Origin of the sequence: Clostridium sp. UBA7791, from assembly GCF_002480755.1 — a bacterium.
GTDB lineage: Bacteria > Bacillota > Clostridia > Clostridiales > Clostridiaceae > Clostridium_J > Clostridium_J sulfidigenes.
In genome coordinates this window covers 1423036-1447219 of record NZ_DLCT01000005.1, presented here as the reverse complement: position 1 = coordinate 1447219, position 24184 = coordinate 1423036, and the positions used below count along the sequence as shown (strand labels likewise).

General features: G+C 29.1%; 36 protein-coding genes and 1 pseudogene. 35 read left to right on the top strand and 2 right to left on the bottom strand.

The window, feature by feature from the left end:
• The first annotated feature begins 146 nt into the window (after positions 1-146).
• The 17 genes from B3Z56_RS12400 (at position 147) to B3Z56_RS12320 (ending at position 11404) form a co-directional block, all read left to right on the top strand.
• Positions 147-737: a GNAT family N-acetyltransferase gene (locus B3Z56_RS12400; RefSeq protein ID WP_346878875.1), complete on the top strand. Its 591-nt coding sequence runs from the start codon at positions 147-149 to the stop codon at positions 735-737.
• A 205-nt stretch (positions 738-942) separates the two neighbouring features.
• Positions 943-1416, top strand: a complete 474-nt coding sequence (locus B3Z56_RS12395; protein WP_346878874.1) for a GNAT family N-acetyltransferase — start codon at positions 943-945, stop codon at positions 1414-1416.
• Between the two features lie 446 nt (positions 1417-1862).
• Positions 1863-2255, top strand: a complete 393-nt coding sequence (locus B3Z56_RS12390; protein WP_346878873.1) for a flavodoxin family protein — start codon at positions 1863-1865, stop codon at positions 2253-2255.
• 37 nt (positions 2256-2292) lie between these two features.
• Positions 2293-2418, top strand: coding sequence for a hypothetical protein (locus tag B3Z56_RS12385; RefSeq protein ID WP_346878872.1), 126 nt, complete (start codon positions 2293-2295; stop codon positions 2416-2418).
• A gap of 150 nt (positions 2419-2568) precedes the next feature.
• The gene (locus B3Z56_RS12380) at positions 2569-3048 is read left to right on the top strand and encodes an NUDIX domain-containing protein (protein WP_346876765.1); all 480 of its coding nucleotides are present in this window, start codon (positions 2569-2571) and stop codon (positions 3046-3048) included.
• A gap of 168 nt (positions 3049-3216) precedes the next feature.
• Positions 3217-4119, top strand: coding sequence for a YafY family protein (locus B3Z56_RS12375; RefSeq protein ID WP_346878871.1), 903 nt, complete (start codon positions 3217-3219; stop codon positions 4117-4119).
• 80 nt (positions 4120-4199) lie between these two features.
• Entirely contained in the window at positions 4200-4460 is a 261-nt protein-coding gene (locus B3Z56_RS12370; protein ID WP_346878870.1) for a zinc ribbon domain-containing protein, read from the top strand.
• A 14-nt stretch (positions 4461-4474) separates the two neighbouring features.
• Positions 4475-4921, top strand: a complete 447-nt coding sequence (locus B3Z56_RS12365) for a VOC family protein (RefSeq protein ID WP_346876762.1) — start codon at positions 4475-4477, stop codon at positions 4919-4921.
• An 82-nt stretch (positions 4922-5003) separates the two neighbouring features.
• A complete protein-coding gene (locus B3Z56_RS12360) occupies positions 5004-5948 on the top strand; it encodes an alpha/beta hydrolase (protein ID WP_346876761.1) in 945 nt (314 codons plus the stop codon).
• Positions 5949-6110: 162 nt separating this feature from the next.
• Entirely contained in the window at positions 6111-6476 is a 366-nt protein-coding gene (locus B3Z56_RS12355; RefSeq protein ID WP_346876760.1) for a hypothetical protein, read from the top strand.
• Positions 6477-6672: 196 nt separating this feature from the next.
• On the top strand, positions 6673-7617 hold the full coding sequence (locus B3Z56_RS12350) for a phosphotransferase (protein ID WP_346878869.1): 945 nt from the start codon (positions 6673-6675) through the stop codon (positions 7615-7617).
• Between the two features lie 246 nt (positions 7618-7863).
• A complete protein-coding gene (locus B3Z56_RS12345; protein WP_346878868.1) occupies positions 7864-8535 on the top strand; it encodes a manganese catalase family protein in 672 nt (223 codons plus the stop codon).
• Positions 8536-8780: 245 nt separating this feature from the next.
• Complete coding sequence (locus tag B3Z56_RS12340; protein WP_346878867.1) at positions 8781-9191, top strand: VOC family protein; 411 nt, start codon at positions 8781-8783, stop codon at positions 9189-9191.
• Positions 9192-9358: 167 nt separating this feature from the next.
• A complete protein-coding gene (locus B3Z56_RS12335; RefSeq protein WP_346878866.1) occupies positions 9359-9928 on the top strand; it encodes an NUDIX hydrolase in 570 nt (189 codons plus the stop codon).
• 161 nt (positions 9929-10089) lie between these two features.
• On the top strand, positions 10090-10509 hold the full coding sequence (locus B3Z56_RS12330; protein ID WP_346878865.1) for a DUF3788 domain-containing protein: 420 nt from the start codon (positions 10090-10092) through the stop codon (positions 10507-10509).
• A gap of 5 nt (positions 10510-10514) precedes the next feature.
• Positions 10515-10922 (top strand): DUF3795 domain-containing protein, encoded by a 408-nt coding sequence (locus B3Z56_RS12325; protein ID WP_346878864.1) that lies wholly within the window; start codon positions 10515-10517, stop codon positions 10920-10922.
• A gap of 23 nt (positions 10923-10945) precedes the next feature.
• The gene (locus tag B3Z56_RS12320; RefSeq protein WP_346878863.1) at positions 10946-11404 is read left to right on the top strand and encodes an NUDIX hydrolase; all 459 of its coding nucleotides are present in this window, start codon (positions 10946-10948) and stop codon (positions 11402-11404) included.
• Between the two features lie 387 nt (positions 11405-11791).
• Here B3Z56_RS12320 and B3Z56_RS12315 read toward each other — a convergent pair whose 3' ends face one another.
• Positions 11792-11935: a hypothetical protein gene (locus B3Z56_RS12315; RefSeq protein WP_346876753.1), complete on the bottom strand. Its 144-nt coding sequence runs from the start codon at positions 11933-11935 to the stop codon at positions 11792-11794.
• Positions 11936-12388: 453 nt separating this feature from the next.
• On the opposite strand from B3Z56_RS12315, the gene B3Z56_RS12310 reads away from it, so the two are divergent.
• The 17 genes and pseudogenes from B3Z56_RS12310 (at position 12389) to B3Z56_RS12225 (ending at position 22438) form a co-directional block, all read left to right on the top strand.
• Complete coding sequence (locus B3Z56_RS12310; RefSeq protein WP_346878862.1) at positions 12389-12583, top strand: VOC family protein; 195 nt, start codon at positions 12389-12391, stop codon at positions 12581-12583.
• A gap of 177 nt (positions 12584-12760) precedes the next feature.
• Positions 12761-12925, top strand: coding sequence for a helix-turn-helix transcriptional regulator (locus tag B3Z56_RS12305; protein ID WP_346876751.1), 165 nt, complete (start codon positions 12761-12763; stop codon positions 12923-12925).
• A 19-nt stretch (positions 12926-12944) separates the two neighbouring features.
• Positions 12945-13373 (top strand): hypothetical protein, encoded by a 429-nt coding sequence (locus B3Z56_RS12300; RefSeq protein ID WP_346878861.1) that lies wholly within the window; start codon positions 12945-12947, stop codon positions 13371-13373.
• Positions 13374-13729: 356 nt separating this feature from the next.
• Positions 13730-14319 (top strand): annotated as a pseudogene (locus tag B3Z56_RS12295) (arylamine N-acetyltransferase family protein).
• Between the two features lie 398 nt (positions 14320-14717).
• Positions 14718-15248: a VanZ family protein gene (locus B3Z56_RS12290; protein WP_346876749.1), complete on the top strand. Its 531-nt coding sequence runs from the start codon at positions 14718-14720 to the stop codon at positions 15246-15248.
• A gap of 635 nt (positions 15249-15883) precedes the next feature.
• Positions 15884-16300, top strand: a complete 417-nt coding sequence (locus B3Z56_RS12280; RefSeq protein WP_346846849.1) for an OsmC family protein — start codon at positions 15884-15886, stop codon at positions 16298-16300.
• The gene (locus tag B3Z56_RS12275) at positions 16291-16473 is read left to right on the top strand and encodes a hypothetical protein (RefSeq protein ID WP_346846850.1); all 183 of its coding nucleotides are present in this window, start codon (positions 16291-16293) and stop codon (positions 16471-16473) included. Before B3Z56_RS12280 ends, B3Z56_RS12275 begins: the two co-directional genes overlap by 10 nt.
• 44 nt (positions 16474-16517) lie before the next feature.
• Positions 16518-17000: a GNAT family N-acetyltransferase gene (locus B3Z56_RS12270; protein WP_346846851.1), complete on the top strand. Its 483-nt coding sequence runs from the start codon at positions 16518-16520 to the stop codon at positions 16998-17000.
• A 134-nt stretch (positions 17001-17134) separates the two neighbouring features.
• Positions 17135-17596 (top strand): GNAT family N-acetyltransferase, encoded by a 462-nt coding sequence (locus B3Z56_RS12265; RefSeq protein WP_346876748.1) that lies wholly within the window; start codon positions 17135-17137, stop codon positions 17594-17596.
• Positions 17597-17814: 218 nt separating this feature from the next.
• Positions 17815-18243: an N-acetyltransferase gene (locus tag B3Z56_RS12260; protein ID WP_346846853.1), complete on the top strand. Its 429-nt coding sequence runs from the start codon at positions 17815-17817 to the stop codon at positions 18241-18243.
• Positions 18244-18456: 213 nt separating this feature from the next.
• Complete coding sequence (locus B3Z56_RS12255; RefSeq protein ID WP_346876746.1) at positions 18457-19266, top strand: alpha/beta fold hydrolase; 810 nt, start codon at positions 18457-18459, stop codon at positions 19264-19266.
• A 123-nt stretch (positions 19267-19389) separates the two neighbouring features.
• Positions 19390-19836 carry an NUDIX domain-containing protein gene (locus B3Z56_RS12250; RefSeq protein ID WP_346876745.1) on the top strand — a complete coding sequence of 149 codons (447 nt, stop codon included), beginning with the start codon at positions 19390-19392 and terminating at the stop codon, positions 19834-19836.
• Between the two features lie 264 nt (positions 19837-20100).
• Entirely contained in the window at positions 20101-20592 is a 492-nt protein-coding gene (locus B3Z56_RS12245) for a hypothetical protein (RefSeq protein WP_346876744.1), read from the top strand.
• Between the two features lie 176 nt (positions 20593-20768).
• Positions 20769-21245 carry a DUF4829 domain-containing protein gene (locus B3Z56_RS12240; RefSeq protein WP_346876743.1) on the top strand — a complete coding sequence of 159 codons (477 nt, stop codon included), beginning with the start codon at positions 20769-20771 and terminating at the stop codon, positions 21243-21245.
• Positions 21246-21409: 164 nt separating this feature from the next.
• On the top strand, positions 21410-21922 hold the full coding sequence (locus B3Z56_RS12235) for a GNAT family N-acetyltransferase (protein ID WP_346876742.1): 513 nt from the start codon (positions 21410-21412) through the stop codon (positions 21920-21922).
• Between the two features lie 113 nt (positions 21923-22035).
• On the top strand, positions 22036-22245 hold the full coding sequence (locus B3Z56_RS12230) for a hypothetical protein (protein WP_346876741.1): 210 nt from the start codon (positions 22036-22038) through the stop codon (positions 22243-22245).
• 49 nt (positions 22246-22294) lie between these two features.
• Positions 22295-22438, top strand: a complete 144-nt coding sequence (locus tag B3Z56_RS12225; RefSeq protein ID WP_346876740.1) for a hypothetical protein — start codon at positions 22295-22297, stop codon at positions 22436-22438.
• Positions 22439-22771: 333 nt separating this feature from the next.
• Here the strand turns inward: B3Z56_RS12225 and B3Z56_RS12220 are convergent, their stop codons facing one another.
• A complete protein-coding gene (locus B3Z56_RS12220) occupies positions 22772-23215 on the bottom strand; it encodes a hypothetical protein (RefSeq protein WP_346876739.1) in 444 nt (147 codons plus the stop codon).
• Positions 23216-23650: 435 nt separating this feature from the next.
• Here B3Z56_RS12220 and B3Z56_RS12215 point away from each other — a divergent pair, with 435 nt between their 5' ends.
• Positions 23651-24151 (top strand): GNAT family N-acetyltransferase, encoded by a 501-nt coding sequence (locus tag B3Z56_RS12215; protein ID WP_346878860.1) that lies wholly within the window; start codon positions 23651-23653, stop codon positions 24149-24151.
• The last annotated feature ends 33 nt before the right edge of the window (positions 24152-24184 follow it).

Sequence of the window (24184 nt, the reverse complement as noted above, 5' to 3'; positions counted from 1 at the left end):
AACCAGGATATCGTATTAATTCAGAAGTGAATTTTACTGTGTTTTAATTCGTATTTTGTAGATATTGCGAAGTAGTGATACCTATTTAACAAACAGATAAACAGGAATTTGAATTGTAAGTTATTTATATTACTGGAGGTAAATGAATGGATATTGAGATACGCAAGTTAATACCAGAGCTTGCAGAAGATTACGTGCATTTTTTTGACACTACGCCACACGATAACAATGTGGACGAGCATAAATGTTATTGTGTGTGTTGGTGTAACGATGATTATGAGGGCAAAGATCTTTCAACAGTAGCGAAAAGAAGAGAATGTGCCTTACAATATGTTAAAGGCAATAACATTCAAGGTTATCTTGTTTATAGTGGTGATACAGTCGTTGGATGGTGCAACGCAAATACGAAATCAGATTGTTTGAAATGCGCTAGTTGGCGAAGATTTATGGATTATGTACCTTTAGGACAATCCAACACGGGCATAAAGGTGAAATCCATATTTTGTTTCGTGATTGCTCCGGAGATGAAAAGAAAAGGCATTGCCACACTGCTATTGGAGCGTGTGTGTAAGGATGCGGTCCAGGATGGATTTGACTTTGTGGAGGCATACCCATACAAAGAATCTAGTTATCAGTCATCAGATTTTGGCGGCCATTTTGAGATGTATAAAAAAAGTGGATTTAATGTGTCTTTTGAGACTGAACAAGGGCTTGTTATGAGGAAGCAGTTAAAGTAGTACTTTTCAAAATAAGCAATATATTAAGCTGACAAATTCCAATTTATCGGTTAGCTTGTTCGTATTTTTCTCATTTAACGACTAAGCATAAATAGAATAATCTATGTGAATACCGTATTACTCAACGAGGATATGCGATATTTTTTATGTAGCAATTCAAAGGAAAGTACGAACTGAAGATTATAAATATAAGGTGGTGCAAAACATGAAAGTAAGAAAAATGGTTAAAGAGGATATTGACCTCCTCATAAATATTCGTATGGATTACCTGTTTGCAGAAAAAGGTGTGTATTCTTCGGAAGAGGTGCAAGATATTAGAATGAAGTTAGAAGAATATTTTACTCAACACCTTAACAAGGGATTTATTGCTATCATTGCCGAGAATGAAAATGAAGTATTAGCAACTGCATTTATGTCAATCGTGGAAAGACCTCCGATAATAGCGTTTTCATCATATCTTGTAGGTACGGTATACAATGTTTTTACATACCCTCAATATAGAGGAAAAGGCATTGCAACTAAAGTTATGACAGAACTTTTATCGGAAGCAAAGCTATTAGGCGTTGCCGCAGTTGATTTAATGGCGACTGAAAAAGGGAAACCATTATATGAAAATCTCGGATTTCGAGTATCAAAATATACATCAATGAATAAGTATCCTCTAACACCCGCAAAATAATCATAATCAGAAGTTATATTAATACACAATATTCTTATATTGATTATAAGTCATGTGAGATATTAAAATGAAAAAAATATCCTTTCCTAGTTTTAAATATAAATAGGTGTATATTTACCTATTTATATAGGTAAAAATGGATATAGAGAACTATTTAAATATAAAAATATGAACCTATTTAACTATGGATATATTTAACTATGGATATATTTAACTATAAAACTAGTTGTTGTGTTCATGCGGGTTTCAGGGGTTATCTATTTTTGAAAGCGACATGAAATTGTTTATCAATAAGTTAGTAGATTGAATTTACAAATGAATAATTGCAGGAGAATCCCCACAGAAAAACACAGACACATTCTTATCTATACTAAAATATAAAAATAAATAAGTTTATAGCAGTCATTTAACTGACTATAAACTTATTATACGAGGAGTATTGATTAATGAAAACTCTTATTTTTAGTGGCACACCTAGAAAAAATGGTGATACTATGGTTTTGATAAACGAGTTTATTAAATATTTAGATGGTGAATATAAAATAGTAGATGCATATGATTGCCATATTCATCCTTGTATTGATTGTAGATACTGTTGGCAAAATGATGGCTGCTGTATAAACGATGAGATGCAAGAAGTTTATAAATATATTCAAGAATGTGACAACATATTAATTGCATCACCACTTTACTTTTCTCAATTAACAGGTCAGTTACTGGCTATTACAAGCAGGTTACAAACATATTTTTGTGCAAGACATTTTCAAAATATAAAACCTATTAATAAAGAAAAAAAAAGGTGGAGTTATAATTGTTGGAGGTGGGGATGGACGTATTGAAGATGCCTACACTACAGCATGTACAATTTTACATCATATGAACTCTAGGGATATTGCACCAATTATTTATAGCCATAATACAAATAATATATCATCTAAAGATGATATGAAAGCAATGGAAAGTTCAAAGAATTTAGCATTGTTTTTTAATGATGATGAATAGATCTTCAGCATAATCTAAAATTAAGTAATTCGTATTTTTCTTATATTGCTTATAAGTCATGCGAGATATTAAAATGAAAAGATGAAGTTCTTTTTAAGTGTCAGACAAAGAGTATTTTAACAACCAGTTAGTTTTTTTATGGAGGTAAAAATGAGCATTAGAAGTGCAGCAAAAGCAATTATTATAGATAACAATAAAATTTTATTAAACAAGTGCTTTGATGAGAATAATGGGAATTATTATTCATTGCCAGGTGGAGGACAAGATATATATGAAACTTTACATGAGGCTGTTATAAGAGAATGTCTTGAAGAAACAGGATACAATGTTGTACCAATAAGATTTTCTGCTTTATATGAAGAAATATGTGATAGCCCTAAAATACGAGAGTTATATCCTGAATATATTCATAAAATGTACCATATTTTTATATGTAAATTAAAAAATGACAAAACTATTAATCCTACAGAAATAGATGATATGCAACTTAAAAGTGAATGGATTGATATAAATAATTTAAAGGAAATATATTTATTACCTAGTTTTTTAAATGATAATATTTTTGAAATGATAAGTAGTGAGAATCCTAAGTTTTTCGGTTCAGAACATATAGCTTATAATCACGGTTAAAATATTTTTGTTATGACAAAATATATAGAGAAGATACCTTATACAAAGCTTACCATATAATTCTATTGTGGTAAGTTTTATTCAATTTATGTACAATATAGATATCCTGCAGGAGAGGATTTAATGTTGATAATTGATTAGTTGTACACCATTTTGGGGGGAGATTGATTGAAGCGATTATTTGAAATAATGTATTTGCTATCAGAAAAAAAATGTATAAAAGCTAGTGAATTAGCAGAACATTTTGAAGTATCTGTACGAACTATTTATCGTGATGTGGAAACGTTAAGTATGGCTGGAATTCCTATATACGCTAAAAAAGGAAAGTATGGAGGAATTGCAATACTTGATAATTTTGTTTTTGAAAAAAGTATTGTATCTGAAGATGAACAGATTCAAATTTTAGCAGCCATTCAAAGTATACAAGAGGTAGAAAAAGGCACTATTAATGATTTATTAGTTAAATTATCTGGGCTATTTCAAATAAAAAATCCAAATTGGATTTCGATAGATTTTTCTGATTGGAGTAATCAACATCAAGAATTATTTCAAAGAGTAAAATTTGCAATAGTGAAAAAACGTGTTTTAAAATTTGATTATTATGGTAGAATTGGAGATATTTCAACTCGTAAAGTGGAGCCAATACAACTTTGGTTTAAAGGACATGCATGGTATTTAAGAGGGTACTGTCAAGAAAAACAGGCTATTAGAGTATTTAAATTGTCAAGAATGAAAAGAGTTGAATGTCTTGATGAGTCTTTTAAAAAGAAGGAGCTTAACATAGAGGATAAAGAAGAAATTGATAAATATATAGATTCTCCGCAAAATAAAATTTCGTTTTCTATGAAAATAGATAAATGTATGGCATATCAAGTATTTGATTATTTTGAAGAACATGAAATAAAATCTAATGAGGATGGAACTTTTACTGTATCATTGAATTATCCTAAAGATGAGTGGCTTTATGGGATGATTATGTCATTTGAGAATCATGCTAAAGTTATTTCTCCTGAATCATTAAAAAGTGAAGTTGCAAATAGATTTAAAGAAGCTTATGAAAATTATTTTTAAAGTTGACATACAGGTGTCAATTTTAAAATGGTATAATAATACAGAATTAACAATTTAAATATTGATAGGAGAGATTAACTATGGAGAAAAAAATATGTCAAAGTTGTGGTATGTCTTTAGAAGATGAGAAGGAGCTTGGAAAAAATTCAGATAGTTCAAGTAATGAAGACTATTGCTGTTATTGTTTTTCTAATGGTAGATTTATAAAAGATGAAACTTTGGAAGAAATGATTGAAAGCTGTATTCCGTTTATAATAAGCGACGATTGTCCAGATGCAGAAACTGCACGAGCTAAAATGATGAAGTATATGCCAAATTTGAAACGTTGGAAAAAGAAGTAGAGGAGGATTTTTTTATGTTACATTTAGGTTCCATTTATCTTGTTGTAGCAGATATTAATAAATCTATAGATTTCTACAGTAAATTGCTTGATATAGAAGTAAGTTGTAGAAATCAAAATAGGTTTGCAGAATTTCACTTTGAAGGACACAACATATCTATGCTTAATCCACACTTCGATGAAGAAAATCCTGATAAGATAATAAGTATAGGCAAATATAATAAAGAATTTGATTTTACTGGTGTAACAAGTGCACCTAATAAAAATAAGTTTGTTTTAAATTTTTGGATTGAAGATTTGCAAAAGGAATACGATAGGATTATAAGTTTAAATATATCAACGAAGATTACTAATATAAAATATTTTTATTCCAGAACACCATATTATTATTTTCAATTAAAAGACCCTGATGATAACATTATTGAAATTACTGGTGGATATAATGGTGAGGTAGTAAAATAAAATTTGTACAACTATAAGTAATAATGTTGAAATACCAGTATGTTCAGAAATAGAGATTATTTTTATAGAGGAGGTGTAAGTTATGAAAAAACAAAACGATTATTCTTCAGAATATATCAAAATCAATGGAATAGAACAATACTTGTTACACCACACCATCAGTGCTGAACTTCCTGTACTTTTGTTTTTACATGGTGGTCCAGGAATGCCAGAGTCAACATTCGCATATGCTTTTCAAAAAGAATTATCAAGTTTTTTTAACATTGTTCATTGGGATCAAAGAGGTGCAGGAAAAACATTAACCAAATCGAAAAGAAATAGTAACTATCCTTCTTGTGAAGAATTAATAGATGATTTATTTGAAATAGTTAATTATTTGAAAAAGAAATATAACAAGGAGAAGATTGTTATTTTAGGTCATTCTTGGGGAAGTGTACTGGGAACATTATTTGTGCTGAAATATCCTCAAGAGGTATTATACTACATCGGTGCAGGACAAGTAATAGATATAGTGGAGAATGAAAAGATTGGTTACGAAAAAGTAAGGGAATTAATAATAAAAGTGGGCAATAAAAAGGATTTAGACAGCCTTGAAAAAATAGGGGTTTATCCTGAAAAAAATTACGAAAAACCTATGATAAAGAAATTACAAAGAATTAGAATATTGCAAGGAAAGTATAAGGTTGGAATGAATTTTATTCCTATAATAAAAACATTACTTAAAAGCCCAATTTTCAGGTTGTCAGATATTGTGAGTTTATTTAAAGGGATGAGTAGTAATAAAAAACTTTGGGATTTTTTATTTTCACATAGTTTATATGAAGAAAGTCGTGATTATGAAATACCTGTTTTTTATATTCTTGGGGACAGAGATTTTCAAGCCCCGCATACAATAGCAAGTCGTTATTTTGATTCAATTAATGCACCAAACAAAAAAATGTTTATTATAAAAGAAGCTGGTCACTTTATGATGCTTGATCAACCGAAACTATTTACTAATGCTTTAGCTGATATTTGCAGATTATGAGTAAATACTAAGATTATGAAGTATAAATAAGAGGTAGTTAAGTCGTATTTTAAATATATTAGCTAATATAATCAAATATAAATACATATTATGAAAATTACCAAATATGGTTTAACCTCGTGAATCAAAATAATTAATAGACGAAAAAAGGAGAGCACTAACATGGAAAATATATCAGATGAATGTAAATTGGAATCAATAAAATCCTTCCAGTCAACTATCAGTAAATCCGAAAAGGCCTTGGCTCAGATGACAGAAAAAGGTTCAAATACTACATTAATAAAAAAACGGCTTAAAGCTCTTCACATTGGGTTGGCAATGCTAGAGAAAGTTTGGAATCAAATACCCCACCATTACAATGAGAAAGAATTAGTTGAAGCTGGAAATATTCTTACTGGTTTACTCCCATCAATTGAAAGAGTTTATGCTAAGTCTAAGGTTGGAAGTCCTCAAAGAACGCTTTTAGAAAGAAGGATTAAATCATTGGAGTTTGCTATTCAAGCCATTGACCATTATTCAAATGAATAAATCATCTATTTCTATAGGTAGTTTAGGTTTTATAGATTCAATTCATGGAAGAAAAAGGCCTTATTAATGAATAATTACTGATAATATTTGTTGTATAGATTAAATAAAATTGTAACAAAAATCGTAAATAACTAGGTAAAATAAATATAAATGTCTATTGTAAGAAATTGTTCACCATACAAAAGGGGGGTATCCAATGAAAGGGGTATATACAGAAAAAATAAGAGACATAAACCATATATATATGTTGAAGAGTGTTCTTCATGCAATTAATGTAACACTTTCACAGCAAATTTATATTGAACGTTTTCACGATAACGGAGAAGGTGTTGACAGGACACATAATGTCTATAAAATAATATCAGATGATAAGACATATATTTTGAAAAAGACAGATAAATATGAGGTGGAAGTTTATGAAAAATTTCTTGAGAATAAAAATCTACCTGTGCCAAAACTTGAGGGGTGGGCTTATTTTAACAACGTGAGGTGGATATTAATTGAATATATTGCTGGAACGGATTTACGAATGTTTAATGAAGACATGGCCTATGGATGTGCTGATAGTCTTTCTCGTATTTTTAATATGTACTGGCAGGAAAATGACTTTAAAGATAATGAGTTGGACAACCGATTTGAAAGATATTGGACAAGAATAAATAAAAGGTCAAAATGTCTTATAAATGAGCAGAAACTATTTTCTGCATATGATGTTTTTTTAGATAGACAGTTAGTATGTCCACGCACCTTATGTAATGGGGATTTCTTGCAGTGTAATGCAATAGAAAGCAATGAAGGTATTGTTTTAATAGACTGGGCATTTGCAGGTATTATGCCTTATTCTTTGGATATTGCGCGTTTAATATCCCACGGATCAGAGAAGTTTTTTCCTTTTCCATTTTATATGACAGATGAATATAGAGAGATTTTCCTAAAAAGCATATATAATAAATTGTTATATAAACCTGATTACAAACAGTTTCTTTGGGATGTGACACTTTCACGGCTAAATGAATGTATTGAATTTATTGAAAGAGAATTAAATGATGAATCTCTTGAAAGAGATGAAGGTTTCACTTATTATTATAAAAATGCAGAGGCTTTAGCTGATATCATTTTAAATGGCAAAGACCAATTTTAGAAAGAAGAACGAAATCATTGAAATCATTGGAATTAGATGTTCAAGCCATTGACCATCCTTCCAATTAATAAATCATCTATTTCTATAGGTAGTTTAGGGTTCGAAAGTAGATACTTTCAATGATGAATAAAGATATAATCAAATATTATTATTTTTAATACCATATTATGGTAAAGGTGTAGAATATTACACTGAAACTTTGCTAATAATAAATTTAATAAAAATATATTATTAGGAGGAAGTAGAATGTTTGAACATAAAAAGCAATTGTTGCATGAAGTTAAAGTAGAGAGACCAAATCCTCAGTATGCAGTACTAATGCAAGAACAACTAGGAGGAGGAAATGGTGAGTTAAAAGCAGCTATGCAGTATATTTCTCAGAGCTTTAGAATAAAAGATCCTGAAATAAAGGACTTATTCTTAGATATAGGAGCTGAGGAACTTAGCCATATGGAAATGGTTGCACAGACTATAAATCTTTTGAATGGTCATGATGTTAATAATACTGAAGTATGTAATGGAGAAATTCAAACACATGTACAATGTGGTTTATCACCTGTACTTATTAACTCATCAGGTGCTCCATGGACAGCAGATTATGTAACTGTTACGGGAGACTTAGTTGCAGATTTACTATCTAATATAGCATCTGAACAAAGAGCAAAGGTTGTTTATGAATATCTCTATAGACAGATAGAGGATAAAGAAGTAAGAGCAACAATAGATTTTTTACTTAATAGAGAAGAAGCTCATAACGCATTGTTTAGAGAGGCTTTAAATAAAGTTCAAAAGAGTGGTTCAAATAAGGATTTTGGAGTTACTGAAGATTCTAAGTTATATTTTGATTTATCAACTCCAGGACCTTCCAATGAAGCTCCAAACCCAACACCACCTTCCTTTGAAAACCCTAGAAGATAGTAGCATTTTAAATACCGTATTATTCAGAAGTGAATTATGCGGTATTTTTTATTTTGTGACTTAAATAATATGAAAAATTGATCATACGCTACTTAGAGCATATCTTTATAGAAGTAATTTTTACAAATATAAAAATACATTATATAGTATTTATGCTACAATAAGTATATAAAACTGTAAATGTAAGTGAATAATTATAATTTGTGGTGAACTAAAAGATTATTTGAATTAACGGAGGTATAACAATGAGATTTGGAGCAATTGGATTATATGTCAATAACATGGAAACCATGGTTAAATTTTATGAAAATGTAATGGGATTAAATTTAAATTGGGATGGCAGTGGATTTACAGCTATTGAAATGGAAGGACAAATTCATCATTTTATTTTATGCATAAGAGAAGGTTTTGAAAAATCTATACCTGAGGTATACCATTGGAATAAAGGCATAAATGGCAATATGGAGCTTTGTTTTGATGTTCCTAACTATTCTGATGTAGATATAGAATTTCAACGTATTATAAATGCAGGAGCAAAGCCAGTTTATAAACCTACTACTGAATCTTATGGTATGCGAATCTGTTATGTTGCAGATCCAGAAGGAAATCTTATTGAAATATGCTCAGGTAATGACGATACTTACCATGTAGAATAATCATAATTTGAAGTGATGTTAGTGTGTAATTTGTAGATATTGCGAAGTGAAAATTTAAAAATGTTCTTTGAAAATTGAATAGTACGGTGTTTACAATATATGCTATAATTAACTCGTAATTGTAATTAAGTGCGCATCTTTTGGTGAAAGTCAAATGTGGTGTAATGTTGAGGAGAGCATATATGGAATATTTTAATGTATATAACAAATATGGAGAAAAAACAGGTGCAATAATTGAGCGAAACGAAGCTCATAAGAATGGGATATGCCATAGGGTAATACACTTATGGATTCTAAATTCTCGAAATGAGCTATTAATTCAGCAACGTAGTGCGGACAAAGATGCAGGCGCTAATTTGTGGTATGTATCAGTCGGTGGGCATATTGAGAGCAGTGAAAGCATTGAAAGTACGTTAATACGTGAAACAAAGGAAGAATTAGGGCTGGATATTTCACCTTTCATGAATTCTGTAGAATATCTTTATACGTTCAAGGAAACTATGATAGAAAAAAATGGAGCTTTTTTTGATAATGAATTTTATGATGTTTTTGTATTAAAGGCAAATTTTGATATTGACGAGGTCACTGTGCAGGAAGAAGAAGTACAGGCGGTAAAATACATAAGTTATGATGAATTTAAAAATATAGTAATGAATCAGAATAAATCATTTTGGCAGCATAAGACCGGATATAAAATGTTGCTCATTGCATTAGATGAATTTTGCAATTCACATTAATTCACTATGTATGGTATAAGCATAATCTAAAGTAAACTTATTACACAATATTAATGAATTGTGAACCTATCAAGGTAATAAATATACATAATTATCTATAGGAGACAATGATGATTATATAAGTTTCAATTATTCAAATTTATAAAAAGGGGGATATACTTATGCTTGAAAAAGTACCAACAGAAGAGGAATTGAATCAATTAATGGAAGAAGATGTATTTAAAACTTGGTGTTCTATCAATAACTTCATTAAGGATAATTATGATATGGATATGCTATGGGATAATGGCGGGAAAACAGGTGTTTTTGAATTAAAATATCGTAAGAGTGGAAAAACATTTTGTGCGTTGTATCCAAGAGAAAAAGGTATGAAAGTTTTAATTATATTGGGAAAGAATGAACGAGAAAAGTTTGAAACTTCAAGGAAAGACTTCTCTGAATATATTAATAATTTCTATGATAATACTCGCCAGTATCATGATGGGAAATGGTTATATTTAGATGTAATAAATAACACATTAATTGCAGATATAGAAAGATTATTATTTATAAAGAAAAAACCAAATAGAAAGAGAGCGTAACTATCATGAATATAACAAGATGTGGATATTGTTGCGACTTATGCAAAACATTTGAACCAAATATAAAAGAAAATGATCAGCGAAAAGAACTTTCAAAAGCATGGAAGGATTATTATGAACTTGATATTTTAGCAGAAGATATACATTGTGATGGATGTAGATGTGAAAAAGAAAATCGAAAACTTATTGATACCAATTGTCCTGTAAGAAAATGCGTTATAGAAGAAAATTTAAATCATTGTGGAGAATGTAACAAATATCCCTGTTCCACTTTTAATCAAAGGCAAGGACTTTCAGCAAATGAAGCAAAAGAAAAATTAGGAGAAAACTATGATACTTCTAAATATAATGAGTATTTACTTGCTTATGATAATAAATCAAGAATTGACGAGTATAAGAAAAATAAATTTTAATAAATAATTTGAAGAGGTGAAAAATGGGAAAACATTTTAAGTCATTTTCAGCAATATTTCCAATTATTTTACAAGCGAAGGATGATACTATACAAATTTTATTGCATCGTAGAAAAAATACTGGTTATCAAGACGGGAAGTGGGATATAGCAGCAAGTGGACATGTGGATGAAGGTGAAACGGCTAAAATGGCTGTTGTAAGAGAGTGTGCAGAAGAGTTAGGGATTGATGTGAAAATTAAAGATTTATCTTTTGTTCATCTATCTCATCGTGTTAGCAATACTGGAGGAAGAACTTATTATGATATTTATTTTGTCGTTAATAAGTATCATGGTATACCTAAAGTCATAGAACCAGATAAGTGCTCAGAATTGAGATGGTTTAAAATAGATGATCTTCCAAATGAAATTATTGATATTAGAAAAATAGCTCTTGATAATTATAAAAATGATATTCAATATAGTGAAGTAATTGAAATGTAAAGCTGTGAAAAATATAAATAGCTCACTAAAAATAAAATCGAATAATTTATGAAAATACCGTATTGTTCAGAAATGAGTTGCACGGTATTTTACGTCGTAATTCAAGTATATCAGACCTAGTGTGTAGGACAACCATACATCCTTATATAAATTGTTCTTTGAAAATTGGATAGTATGGTACTAATAATAATTATATAATATATATATTCCAGTTTAACAAATAGATTTAAATGAATAATTTTAGCATATGCGAAGTAGAGATTAAATTATGTTCTTTGAGGGAGAGAGCCAACATTTTCGACAAAACCCCCTCTAAGAGCAAAAGTGGGTAAATTAATTCTATAAATTGGAATTTAGCTAACTTCCTGTTATTATCATAACAGGAAGTTATTGTTTTCTTGCAAGTTGTAAATCTATTATATCGTATATAGTAATAATACCACTGTTGTCATTAATTGTTTCTTTTATTTCATCAAAGAATTTCATTCTTGTGGTTTCTTCAATAGCAATGTGGTCTGAATAAGTACCCAATAATGATGTATATTCGTCAGCTGTAAAAGTTCTTGTTCTATGATAGAGTCTATAACTTACATCTATAAATCCATATTTGTAAGCTATATTTGCTATATTTTTAGCATTTTCCTCACTATATTCATCTCCACCTAATGAATCAGGCTATACTTTGCATATATATTTTCAAATGCAATATGTATGTTATTGCGTTTCTTATCTTTGTATGGGTGATTAGCAAATCGTGCAAAAATACCACCGCTTTTTAGTATGTCAAATACTTTGGTATATCCTATATCTTCAGGAATCTAGTGAAAGGCTGATGCTGAAAAGATGAGGTCAAATGAATTAGCAGGACACTCAAAATCCTGAAATGCAAAATTTTTAACATTAAATTTATCATAATCTTTAAACTTATGTTTTGAAAATTCTATACCTGAGGTATTTCATTGGAGTAAAGGCATAAACGGTAATATGGAGATTTGTTTTGATGTTCCTAAGTATTCTGATGTAGACATGGAATTTGAACGTGTTATAAATGCAGGAGCAAAACCAATTTATAGGCCTACTACTGAATCTTATGGTATGCGAATCTGCTATGTTGCAGACCCCGAAGGAAACCTTATTGAAATATGTTCAGGTAATGACGATACCAACCATACAGAATAATCATAATTTGAGTTTAGTTAGTTCATTATCTTCTTAAATGACGTGACAAGTATACTTATCTGGAAATAGCTTTGAATAAGACCTGCAACTGGCAGTTGCGAAAGTTCAAGGTCTCTTTGGTAGAATGCAACTGAGCAAAATGCTAAACTAAAAGCAAGAAAACAGGAGGTGGTCTTTATGACATTTGGGGAAAAACTACAATTATTAAGAAAATCAAAATGTATGTCGCAAGAACAACTTGCTACACAAATTAATGTATCAAGACAAGCTATTTCAAAATGGGAGCTCGGTGAATCAAATCCCGATATGGAAAAAAATTGTACAAATAAGCAATATTTTTGATGTAACAACAGATTATCTTTTGAAAGATGAACAAGAGATCAGCATAAGCAAAATTACACTTCAAGGGAACAAAAATGATGTTACCGCACAAATTTTATTAATATCTTCTGTAGCATTTTTAGCAATCGGTTTATTTTGCGCATTTGGCGGTTGGTATGAAGAGCAATCTGCTGAAGCTATTTGGGGTGGAATGATTATACAAATTGTCGGTATTGTAGGTTACTTCATTGGAAAGATATATTCTCAATCAAAAATACCACTTGTAATAAACTTCGCTAATTTAGCCATTGGTTTATTTATGCCAATTTCTATTGCGATTTCGTTATTATGCAGACAGGTAATTTCTCCTTATCCTACAGATATTTATGCCATTGCTGTATTTATTGTTGTATATATCATTACTTTGATTTTTAGTTATATCATTCTAAAAAATCAACAAAGAAAATGAGCATAATGCTAAGCTAACAAATTCCAATATATTTAATAGATTAGATAATATTTCAAGTTTTTTTGAATTGTACATCACTATGTTGTGGGAAATTGACGAGGCTTTTTTAGAGAACTTTTTAAAGACGACCATAAAAAAAGTACAACTTTAACTATGCCTCGCAAAGCTCACAAGGGAGGTCTTAAAGGTAGTAAAAGCAGTAAAATTATTGTTGCATGAAATTTATAACACTTTATGTAAAGATAATTTCCTATTATAAGCATCATTCATGGCAAAGAAATTCAGGATTAAAGGAGATTTTGAACTAAAATTATAAATTACAAATTGTTCACTTAAAAAATATTCCATATGAAAACTTGGATATTTTAAATCAAGTTCCGCTGTCTCTTAATGCAGAAGACTTATTCAAAAAATGATATTAAACCATAGGGGCGGGTATTGCTTTGAGTTAAACGGATTATATAGTAATTTGTTAAAAAGCCTTGGATTTAATGTTACAAATTTAGCAGGGCGTTTTGCGAATGATGAGACTACTATTAAGATGCGAAGCCATCGTATACTTAAAGTTACAACGAATGATGGTATCTATATATGTGATGTGTGGGTGAGAAGTGAATATATATTTGAGCATGATGACTTTTATGGACATACTTTTTGGCAGAAGGAGCAAGGTAAGAGTTGGAAAAGAGTTTATGGTTTTACAGAAGAACCTCAACTGGACATTGATTATGTCATGCCTTCTTTCTTCTGTGAAAAACATCAACAATCGCTTTTTACTGGTTATAAAAAGATATCAATTTTTACTGATACATCTAATATTACACTTGTAGGCAACACTTTAAAATTTTATGAAAATGCAAAAGTAATAAAGAAAGTCAAGTTAAAAAATGAAGAAGAAATTGATGACACACTTGAAAAGTATTTTAGGGTAAAAATAGATTATTAGTAAAATTATAGAATTAATAGCAGCTGTAATTATGTTACTTTTTTCTTAAATGACGTAACATATATGTAATTAGAAAATTGAACAGTACGGTATTTGAAAATATGCTATAATGTGGATAAAAACAGATGGAAAATATGTTAAAGGTTAAATACAATTTATTCTATTGTTGCAATGAAAGATAATGAAATTGTTGTTAGGTATTTTCACTTTTAGTTATAAAATATAATAAGCCATATTTAGAGCATTTCTTTATAGAGGTGCTTTTGTATTTTGATATAGTTTGTTATAATGTGCTATAATAAGTAATTGTAAATGAATAATTATAAAAAATGCGAACTAGTAGTTATTTATATAATCTTATGGTTAAACATGAATTTGCAAAACATTGGAGGAACAATATGAAAGATAATAATAAAACAAACAAGTTAACTAATGTATTATTTATAATTTATTTGATTGCATTATTTTGGATTATAGTATTTAAATTTAATGTACGATTACCTTCTTTGAGAAATATGAGAAGTATAAACTTAATTCCTTTTAGTGAACCTTTAATCTTAAATGGTAAAATTGCTTTTAGTGAAATCATTATGAATGTAGTGATTTTTGTACCACTTGGTATATATGCAGGAATTTTATTTAAAAGATGGAGTATTGGAAAAAAACTTTTCTTGTTTTTCTTAATTAGTTTAATATGTGAAGTATTCCAATTTATTTTAAATGTTGGGGCTTCTGATATTACAGATATAATTAATAATACTTTAGGCGGAATAATTGGATTAATGATATATAAAGGAATTGAAAAAGCATTTAAAAATAGTGTTAAGGCACAAAAATTCATAAATATAATTGCAACAATAGGAACTATCTTAGTGATTTTATTGTTATTATTACTAATGACAAACAACCTATGGATATTTAGACATTAATACTTTACATACTGATCCTATGTATGTTTTAGAGGATTGTCAGGATTATTTAGGAATAAAATTATTTAATGGCTTTGATTAAAAATTGAAGCCATTTATTTTAGAGCATCTCTTTATAGAGGTGCTTTTTTTATGTAAATACATTTTATTGTAATCATGCTATAATAAGTATTATAATTATGATTGTAAATAAATAGTTGCAAAATAATTAGAAGTATAAAATTTATATTTTATTCAGGGGATTATAATATGCAATGCAAGATATGTGAACAACAAAAGAATATTACAAATGATCCATATTTTATTATGGAACTTGAAACTGGATATGTTATCTTAGGATGGTATCAGAGGTTCAACACCTTGAAGAAATGTCGATAGTTGCAGAAGCTGTTTCTAATGTGTTTAAGCCAGATAAAATGAATTATGAGCTTAATCACTGGATTTTATGAAAGATATGATGAATAAAATAGACTTATAATAAACAATGCTAGAAAAATAGCATATATTACCAAATGTATGAAAAGTGTATGCAATAAAGTAGTAAATATATTGTACTTTTCTTGTGAGTTAATACATAGTTGTAAAAAAATAAAATATTATCAAATAGTATAAATGTAATTTTAGGAGGTTTTATTGTGAGTAATAATTTGACAGTAACAGCAGATCTTATAAATGACAAGGTGAAATTTTCAGGGGTATCACGTTATAATAAGGAGATAATCATTGATTCCGTGGATGGCGATGGGTATACTCCACTTGAGCTATTTCTTATGAGTCTGGCAACCTGCAGTGGGATGACCTTAGCTTTATTGCTTAGGAAGATGAACAAAACTGTATCTGAATTAAAAGTAATCGCTTCAGGTGAAAGAAGAGAAATCTATCCTACATATTTTAAAAGTATACATTTAATATTTGAAATTGCATCAAAGGACGTACAGACTGATGAGATCGAAAGGACTATAAAACTGATGGAAGAGTCGTTATGCCCTGTTTGGAACATGGTAAAAAGTAATGTTGACATAAGCTATGATTATAAGATAATATGCCACTAAAAAAGGTAATTGAACATAATTTGGATTTGATAAAAACCGCAGACTATATAATAGATATGGGCCAAGATACAGGAGAAAATGATGGTCAAATAGTAACAGCGGGAACCCCTGAGGATATTATAATGTGTGATGAATCCTATACAGGAAAATATCTAAGAAAATATATGAAATAAGGTATAAATCGAGAGGAATGTATTATAATTGGAGGAATGTAAAATTGGAAAATTTATCACTAAAACCTCGCAAACTTGAAAATGTAAAAATATTTTGGAGACAATCCCAGGACGAAGAAGTAGAAGCTATGTTTCCATTTGAAAGGAATACATTAGACCAAGCAGTTAAGATGTATGAGGAATCATTAAAGCCTGGTGCAAGGAGTTTTGGGAAGGTTATTTATTTTGATGATAAATACATAGGTGATATCTGGTGTTATGGAATCGATGAAGCTGATGAGAAACAGGCATTTGTAAGTATAGTTATATTTGATAAGACATATTGGGGTAAAGGGATTGGTAAGAATGCGTTAACACAATTTTGCCACATTGTATTTGAAAAATATAATGTCAGCAAGTTATGTGCATTCACATATAAAAATAACACAAGATCTAAAGGTGTCTTAGAAAGTGTGGGATTTAGGATGCTTGAGGAGTTTGAAGAGGATGGTGTGCCTTCATACTATTATGAATTATTGAACCAATAAAAAAGGAAAGTGTAATATAAAGAAAGTAGATTATGAATTAGTAGAAGCTAATAATAAGAATTGTAAAAGTAAAGTATAAAAGATAGAAGAAGTTTATTTTATAAAATAAAATTATAATTTATAAGGAGTGAAAAATGAGCAATTATAGAATTATAAAATTACAGGAATACCCTGAATTGAAAAACTACGCGGCAAATTGGTTTCATGAAAAGTGGAATATTCCCCTTGAAGCATATATTGAAAGCATAGATGAATGTATGAAAAATAAAACTGCTGTTCCACAATGGTATATAGTAATAATAGGAGATAAAATTGTAGGTGGACTTGGTGTAATAGAAAATGATTTTCACAACAGAAAAGATTTAACTCCTAATGTATGTGCTGTTTATGTGGAAGATGATTATCGCTGTCAAGGAATTGCTGGTAAAATGCTGAACTATGTATGTGATGATATGAAAGAAAAAAATGTTGATACACTTTATCTTGTTACAGACCACACGTCTTTTTATGAGCGTCATGGTTGGGAGTTTCTGTGTATGGTCCAAGCCGAGGGTGAAAAAAATCTGACAAGAATGTATATCCATAGAACAATATAAATTAAAGTTTATTGATTAGATTATTGAAGAAATAAGAAAAATATAATAAGAAATACTAAATAATATGATATGATGTAATATAGTTAATAGTATTTATTTAACTTAATAGAGTTTTCTAATAGTATAAAATATATTATTAGAAAAGCAATAGAAAGGGTGAACTTCATGAGTGTATTCTACTCTTACTTTTAATATTTTTAAAAATGAAGGAGAATAGAATGATTAAAAAATTTGATATAAGTAAATTAGATGATGTAATGGCAATCTGGCTTGAAACTAACATTAACGCTCACAGTTTTATACCGGAAGAATACTGGATTAAAAATTATGATATGGTGAAACAAATGTTGCCATCTGCTGATATTTATGTTTATGAAGAAAATAATATTATAAAGGGTTTTATAGGAATTGTAGAACAAAATTATATAGCAGGAATTTTTGTGAAAAAAGAATATCAAAAAGAAGGTATAGGACAGAAACTGATAGATCATTGTAAATCTAGGTATCCATATCTCCTATTAGATGTCTTTACAAAAAACAAAAGAGCAATAAACTTCTATGATAAAAACGATTTTATAGTTGTAGATGAACGTATTCATGAGGATACAAAAGAAATGGAATATACTATGTCTTTTGGTGAAAAATAGTTTAATATATAATCGACAGAAATAAGCGTGTTGCAAAAAATTCTGCAACACGCTTTAACAGTAGGAGGATTATTTGTGAATAAGAAAAAAATCATTTGGGGAATAGTTATTTAATATAAAGAATTAGTAAAAGGCGATATTTATAGCATCTCTTTATAGGGGTGCTTTTATTAAAATTACTTTAAAATAGGAATTTATGAAAGGGGTACTAATATGGACGATAGAGTAAAAGCATTGAGTGGAGGAAGTACGAATAGAGATTTGGCAAGTCAGGATGTTAATTGGAAACAGAATCAATGTCATTGGAATGTTGAAGATAATAGAAATAAATATAAATGTGAGGTAAAAGGAACGCCAACTGTGATATTTGAATCAGGTTTAGGCGATGATAATGGAGTTTGGAAGTTAGTTCAGCAAGAAATTTCAAAAACTACAATAACATTTTCTTATGATAGAGCACAGCTGAGAAATAGTGCTATAGGTGATTTATCAAGAACAAGTTTAGAGCAAGTTCACGAGTTACATACCCTTTTAAATAAAGCAAAGGTTAAAGCACCCTATATTATAGTTGCACACTCAATAGGAGGCTATAATGCAAGATTATTTGCTGGTACATATCCTAAAGAATTAGCTGGTATTATATTTATTGACTGTTCACATGAAAATCAATTTGAAGATAGGGTAAACCGTTCTTCTGCTGAAGAAATAGAAATGGTGAGAAAACAATTGATTGGAGAAGAGCAAACTTTTGATAAATTATTAATAAGTGCTAAGCAAGTAAAAGAAATAAGAAAAAAGGATGCTTTAAGGAATATTCCAATAATTGTACTTACTGCTGACCATAAAGGTGAAGAGTCTGCTGCCATTTCGGAAGAAACCTGGTTAAACTATCAAAATGACATAGTAACATTATCGGATTATAGTAAACACATCATGGTTAAAGATTGTTGTCATTATATACAGAAGGATAAGCCTCAGATAGTAATTGATGCTATAAATGAAATAGTTGATAGGATGCTTTAAATAAGTACATTTTATTGTAATTCTGCTTCAATAAGTATATGTAACCATGTTTGCAAATGAAAAATTATAGGATAGAACCAAGTAAATATTATTTATATTTGTAGATATAAAAGGAGTAAGAGAATGGAAAGAAAAATACGTAATTCTGCAAAGGCATTGATTATTAAAGATGGGAAAATGTTAGCATCAAAAATCAATGATAACGGTGATATTTTTTATATAATGCCTGGAGGTGGTCAAGAATCTGAAGAAACTTTGGAAGAGGCTGTTAGAAGAGAAGTTAAAGAAGAGTTTGGATTGATTGTTGAACCCAAAACCCTTGAATTTGTAATTGAAGGAGTAACAGGGGAGTCATTTCATAGAGTTGATTTAGTATTTTTGTGTGAGTACATCAAAGAAATACCTGATGCTCAAATTACTGGTGATTATAATCAAATTGGATTTGATTGGTTACCTATTGAAAATCTTATGAATGAGCCATTATATCCTTCAAAATTAAGAAAACAGATAATGAATTTATATAATGCTGAAGAAACGGTAGTATATCTTGGAAATGAGAGTATAGAATAAATATTTGCTAATCCATATTGGACCTACTGATGCTGGTAAGAGTACTACGTTAAAATGTTTAATTGGAATACTGCAACCGACATTAGGAAGTGTAGAAATTGAAGTGCCTAATTGTGAGATAGAAAGTGTTATTTATAGTAGTAACTTTTATAAATATAAACATACATTATATAGCATTTATGCTATAATAAGTATACAATATTGAAACTATAAAATATAAGTGAAACATCTTTAAACTACCTTATAAAATTAGGAGGATTATTTGTGAATAAGAAAAAAATCATTTGGGGAATAGTTATTTTTATTTTCTTTGCTATAATTGTATGGATTGACATACCATATATTTTTCCTACAAATAACTTAATATCAAAAAATAATTATGATTACACCTATAAACAAGTAAATGCATATGACTATACCTATAGACAAGAAGATGAAATAGATTCAGATTTACTAGATAATTCAACTTGGATAGATAATACTGAAGATGACAAAGTAAATAAGTTAGTCAGTATAATTGATGAGTTATCTTATAAAAAAGCTAGGAGGCCTAAGGATTGGTCTAAATTTAGTCTTAATTTTATGGCAAGCTATGATGAAGATGAATACACTACTTATACTAAAGATGTATTTTCTATTACATTTTATGATGATAACGTAATTGGTTTTCGAGAACAAGATCAGCATAAGGAAAAATATTATAAAATCCAAGATAAGGATTTTGATATTAAAAGGATTATGGAAGAGTTAAAATAATTATTTAATGTAAGAAATAGTAAAAGACAATATTTAAAGGATCTCTTTATAGGGGTGCTTTTTTGTATACATACATTTTATTGTAATTATGCTACAATAAGTATATACAACTATGTTTTCAAATGGGAATGTATTATAATGGGAAAAAGAAAAAGTTAATTCATAGGAGGGGTATTATGAAGAGAAATATAAGTTTCAATGTTATGCTTATTATTATTACTTTGATCCTTCTTGTCGGTTGCTCAAGTGAGAGCAATAGGTCAATTGATACTAAAGGTGATTCTGCTCAAACTGTAGTAGAGAATTATTTTAAGTATGAAAATGAAAAAAATAAAGATAAGTTATTAACTACTTTAACAGAGCATTTCAACGCTCCAAATGTAGTTTGGGGCTTTGATAATTTGGACAGCACTAAGATAATAAGCATTGAAGAGGAAATGAACGAAAAAGTTAAAGAAGGTTATTTGCATAATGGACGAGGTAGTACAAATGGAACAACAGAAAATAACCTTAAAGTTTACAAAGTAAAGTATGAAGTAAAGTATAAAAATGATGGAGCGAGTCCCCAAAATAGTGGGATATATGATTGGTGGTATTTTGTTATAAGAAAAGATGAAAATTCACCATGGCTTATAGATGATATGGGCGTATAATTAATTCACACTCTTCTTAAATAATATACTGTCTGTAAGAAGTAATTGGGAAGTGTAATTTTCATATTATACAAAACACTATAGAAACCTTAATATGCAAATAATTTATAAAATAAAAAGTGCATAAAACTTTACACTAATTTATCTAATATGGGGGAGCATAAATGGAAAATATCAAAGTGGAATTAAAGACACCTAAATTTGAAGAGTTAGATTATAGAAGAAAACTTTTATCAGATAGAGAAACAATGATTTACAATATAGGGTATGAAGACACTGATGGAACAGGATGTATAGATTTTAAGGAAAATACTTGGAGAGACTGGTTTTTTAGATGGGTTAATAATACTCCAGAAAGATATTATGCATATATTATTAAGACTGATGAAAATTTACCTGTTGGTGAGGTTGCTCTACGATATGTAAGTGAAAAAAAGTCTTACTGTGTTAATATAATAATCGAAGCAAGACATAGGGGCAATGGATTTAGTGAACAAGCCTTAAGATTATTAGTTGATGTTGCATTCAATGAGTTAGGAGCAGATAAGGTATTCTATGATTTTCCAAAATCCAGAATATCCGCAGAAAAAGTGTTTAATAAAGTAGGCTTTAAAAGAGTTTCAGATGAAATTGTTGAATTAACTAAACAAGATTATTTAAGTAAGCAGACGGTATAATACAATTGGAATAAAAAAGGTGAAAGACTAGACTTGAAAATAGATAATAATTTAAAAGAAACAAAAAGATTAATAAATAATTAGATGGATTGAAAATTATAGGTGGTATATTTATGTTATTAGACCAAATTCTTTGTATTATATTGATACTAATAAGTATATTTATAATTATAAAACCTTTGAAAATTATGAACACAATTAGAGTTATGTTTATCCTACAAGAATTAGATAAGGAGGACCCTAAGGTTTTTTTCTATAGATTTTCTGGTATAGCAGGAGTATTAATTTTTGGACTATTACTGCTGCAGACATTTTCATATTAGGAGATTTTAATTTTAGTTTGAAACTATAGCATATTCTTCACTCTTGGGAATGAAAATTAAAAAATTTAATTGTAGGAATTGTACTTGCTATTGCTTTAATGATCTTCACCACACTCTATATACTCGGTTAATAAACAATAATTTTAATGGTGCCTTGGGTGGTAAAATAGTTGTGGAAAAGATGAAGAAATAATGGCTCATAGAAGAAAGGTTTATAATATTACAAGAGAGAGGCATCCTTAAAGGTTTAATAGGGAAATTAGAAATTGGGCATCCCCTAGTGAGGTAGCACTTAATACTAGTGAAGAGGTTAATGAAAGGCTTAAGAATACAGACACCCTATTTTAAAATACCTAGTATTTTACAATAGGGTGTCTTTTTTAAAATGCAACTGTAAAAATTTTAAACATGAATTTCATATGAAAATATAAAAAGGTTATCCATCTACGTCCTAGCCAACAAGAATTTTACTATGTTCATATTGCGCTTCCATAAATTTTGATTTGCATTAATCTTAAATAATCGATTAATTTAAAAGGGCTTTCACTCTCAAATTTTTAAACTCGATTTTTATAGCTTCATCTTCTGCCTGAGGGTTTAAGCTTTTTTGCCAGGCAATGTAATATGTCATTATTTTATCTTCATATTTAGCCCAATCATCTTCATCAATTTTTAAAAATACACTGCTACCTACTTTTGCTTGCTGTTCTTGCGTGGTTTCTTCTACGCTTTTAGTTTCAATAATTTCAATAATTTCTTCAGACAAGGCTATTCCCTTTGATGCACTATTCCATGCACCTTGTACACCAATAAAAACCCCACCTGCCACAAGCAGCAAAGAAACAAGTAAAAGCAATAAACCGGTTTTAAAATTTCTTTTTTTAAAGTAAAGACATCCAAATAATATCCAAATTGCTACAATAAATCCCACTGCACCTATAACGGCTAATATAGTTCCAAAATTATTCATATTTTACTCCTTAATCTATACGTCATCTTTGAATCCATTCAATATGAAGCTCTATATTTATACTCCATTTTTAAAATTTCATTTTAAAACAATTATTTTCCATTAAAAATTTTATTCTTGCTATTCTTTCATTAATCCTAATAACTCCAAATACAAAAACATCCCACAGGGTAATTTAGGGACACAACCCCTTTGCAAATATTTTGCCTAGTGGTTATTTTTATATTTTATCATAGCAAGATCATTGCTTCAACCATTTAATTCAGTTCACTATCCAATCTATTTAAATTTTAATCATCCCTAAAATCTGATTTGAAAAGTTTAAAATCCTATCTTTAAAGGTATTTTTTTCAGCTATCCCTGGGTAATATATATATAATATTGTAAATCATGTTATAATTAGTATAATTAAAACTATACTTAAGGAGGAAGAACATGGAAGACTTCAATATAAAATTTAGAGAAATGAGTGATGCTGAGTTTGATAGATTTGCTCAGTGGGATATTCTAGATTATTCCAAAGATTTAATAAAGGCGGGTCTATCTAGTGAAGAAAATGCACTGGAGGATGCAAAAGAAAGTTTTAATGAATTGCTCCCACAAGGAAAGGGCACAAAAGATAATTATATTTATGTGATTGTAAATAAGGACAATGAAAGTTTGGGATTTATCTGGTATCAAAAGTATAAGGAAGATATAGGGTTTATTTGCGATTTCTTAATACTTGAGAAGTACCGTAAACAAGGTTATGGAAAACAGACCTTGCTTATGCTTGAAAAAGAAGCAATAGAAAAGGGGTTTAATAAAATATTACTCAATGTTTTTAAATACAATAAACCCGCTTATTCACTATATAAAAGTTTAGAATATGAAGTTAGAGATGAAAAAAATCAGAATATATCTATGTTGAAAAATTTGAAAATTAGGAATTATTAATTCACTGCGTGTAGGTAAGGTGAAGTAAAGATT

Coding starts and splice junctions, on each gene's coding strand:
- B3Z56_RS12400 (WP_346878875.1), top strand. CDS start 147: ATGGATATTGAGATACGCAAGTTAATACCAGAGCTTGCAGAAGATTAC.
- B3Z56_RS12395 (WP_346878874.1), top strand. CDS start 943: ATGAAAGTAAGAAAAATGGTTAAAGAGGATATTGACCTCCTCATAAAT.
- B3Z56_RS12390 (WP_346878873.1), top strand. CDS start 1,863: ATGAAAACTCTTATTTTTAGTGGCACACCTAGAAAAAATGGTGATACT.
- B3Z56_RS12385 (WP_346878872.1), top strand. CDS start 2,293: ATGAACTCTAGGGATATTGCACCAATTATTTATAGCCATAATACAAAT.
- B3Z56_RS12380 (WP_346876765.1), top strand. CDS start 2,569: ATGAGCATTAGAAGTGCAGCAAAAGCAATTATTATAGATAACAATAAA.
- B3Z56_RS12370 (WP_346878870.1), top strand. CDS start 4,200: ATGGAGAAAAAAATATGTCAAAGTTGTGGTATGTCTTTAGAAGATGAG.
- B3Z56_RS12365 (WP_346876762.1), top strand. CDS start 4,475: ATGTTACATTTAGGTTCCATTTATCTTGTTGTAGCAGATATTAATAAA.
- B3Z56_RS12360 (WP_346876761.1), top strand. CDS start 5,004: ATGAAAAAACAAAACGATTATTCTTCAGAATATATCAAAATCAATGGA.
- B3Z56_RS12355 (WP_346876760.1), top strand. CDS start 6,111: ATGGAAAATATATCAGATGAATGTAAATTGGAATCAATAAAATCCTTC.
- B3Z56_RS12350 (WP_346878869.1), top strand. CDS start 6,673: ATGAAAGGGGTATATACAGAAAAAATAAGAGACATAAACCATATATAT.
- B3Z56_RS12345 (WP_346878868.1), top strand. CDS start 7,864: ATGTTTGAACATAAAAAGCAATTGTTGCATGAAGTTAAAGTAGAGAGA.
- B3Z56_RS12340 (WP_346878867.1), top strand. CDS start 8,781: ATGAGATTTGGAGCAATTGGATTATATGTCAATAACATGGAAACCATG.
- B3Z56_RS12330 (WP_346878865.1), top strand. CDS start 10,090: ATGCTTGAAAAAGTACCAACAGAAGAGGAATTGAATCAATTAATGGAA.
- B3Z56_RS12325 (WP_346878864.1), top strand. CDS start 10,515: ATGAATATAACAAGATGTGGATATTGTTGCGACTTATGCAAAACATTT.
- B3Z56_RS12320 (WP_346878863.1), top strand. CDS start 10,946: ATGGGAAAACATTTTAAGTCATTTTCAGCAATATTTCCAATTATTTTA.
- B3Z56_RS12310 (WP_346878862.1), top strand. CDS start 12,389: ATGGAGATTTGTTTTGATGTTCCTAAGTATTCTGATGTAGACATGGAA.
- B3Z56_RS12305 (WP_346876751.1), top strand. CDS start 12,761: ATGACATTTGGGGAAAAACTACAATTATTAAGAAAATCAAAATGTATG.
- B3Z56_RS12290 (WP_346876749.1), top strand. CDS start 14,718: ATGAAAGATAATAATAAAACAAACAAGTTAACTAATGTATTATTTATA.
- B3Z56_RS12275 (WP_346846850.1), top strand. CDS start 16,291: ATGCCACTAAAAAAGGTAATTGAACATAATTTGGATTTGATAAAAACC.
- B3Z56_RS12265 (WP_346876748.1), top strand. CDS start 17,135: ATGAGCAATTATAGAATTATAAAATTACAGGAATACCCTGAATTGAAA.
- B3Z56_RS12260 (WP_346846853.1), top strand. CDS start 17,815: ATGATTAAAAAATTTGATATAAGTAAATTAGATGATGTAATGGCAATC.
- B3Z56_RS12255 (WP_346876746.1), top strand. CDS start 18,457: ATGGACGATAGAGTAAAAGCATTGAGTGGAGGAAGTACGAATAGAGAT.
- B3Z56_RS12250 (WP_346876745.1), top strand. CDS start 19,390: ATGGAAAGAAAAATACGTAATTCTGCAAAGGCATTGATTATTAAAGAT.
- B3Z56_RS12240 (WP_346876743.1), top strand. CDS start 20,769: ATGAAGAGAAATATAAGTTTCAATGTTATGCTTATTATTATTACTTTG.
- B3Z56_RS12235 (WP_346876742.1), top strand. CDS start 21,410: ATGGAAAATATCAAAGTGGAATTAAAGACACCTAAATTTGAAGAGTTA.
- B3Z56_RS12230 (WP_346876741.1), top strand. CDS start 22,036: ATGTTATTAGACCAAATTCTTTGTATTATATTGATACTAATAAGTATA.
- B3Z56_RS12225 (WP_346876740.1), top strand. CDS start 22,295: ATGAAAATTAAAAAATTTAATTGTAGGAATTGTACTTGCTATTGCTTT.
- B3Z56_RS12220 (WP_346876739.1), bottom strand. CDS start 23,215: ATGAATAATTTTGGAACTATATTAGCCGTTATAGGTGCAGTGGGATTT.
- B3Z56_RS12215 (WP_346878860.1), top strand. CDS start 23,651: ATGGAAGACTTCAATATAAAATTTAGAGAAATGAGTGATGCTGAGTTT.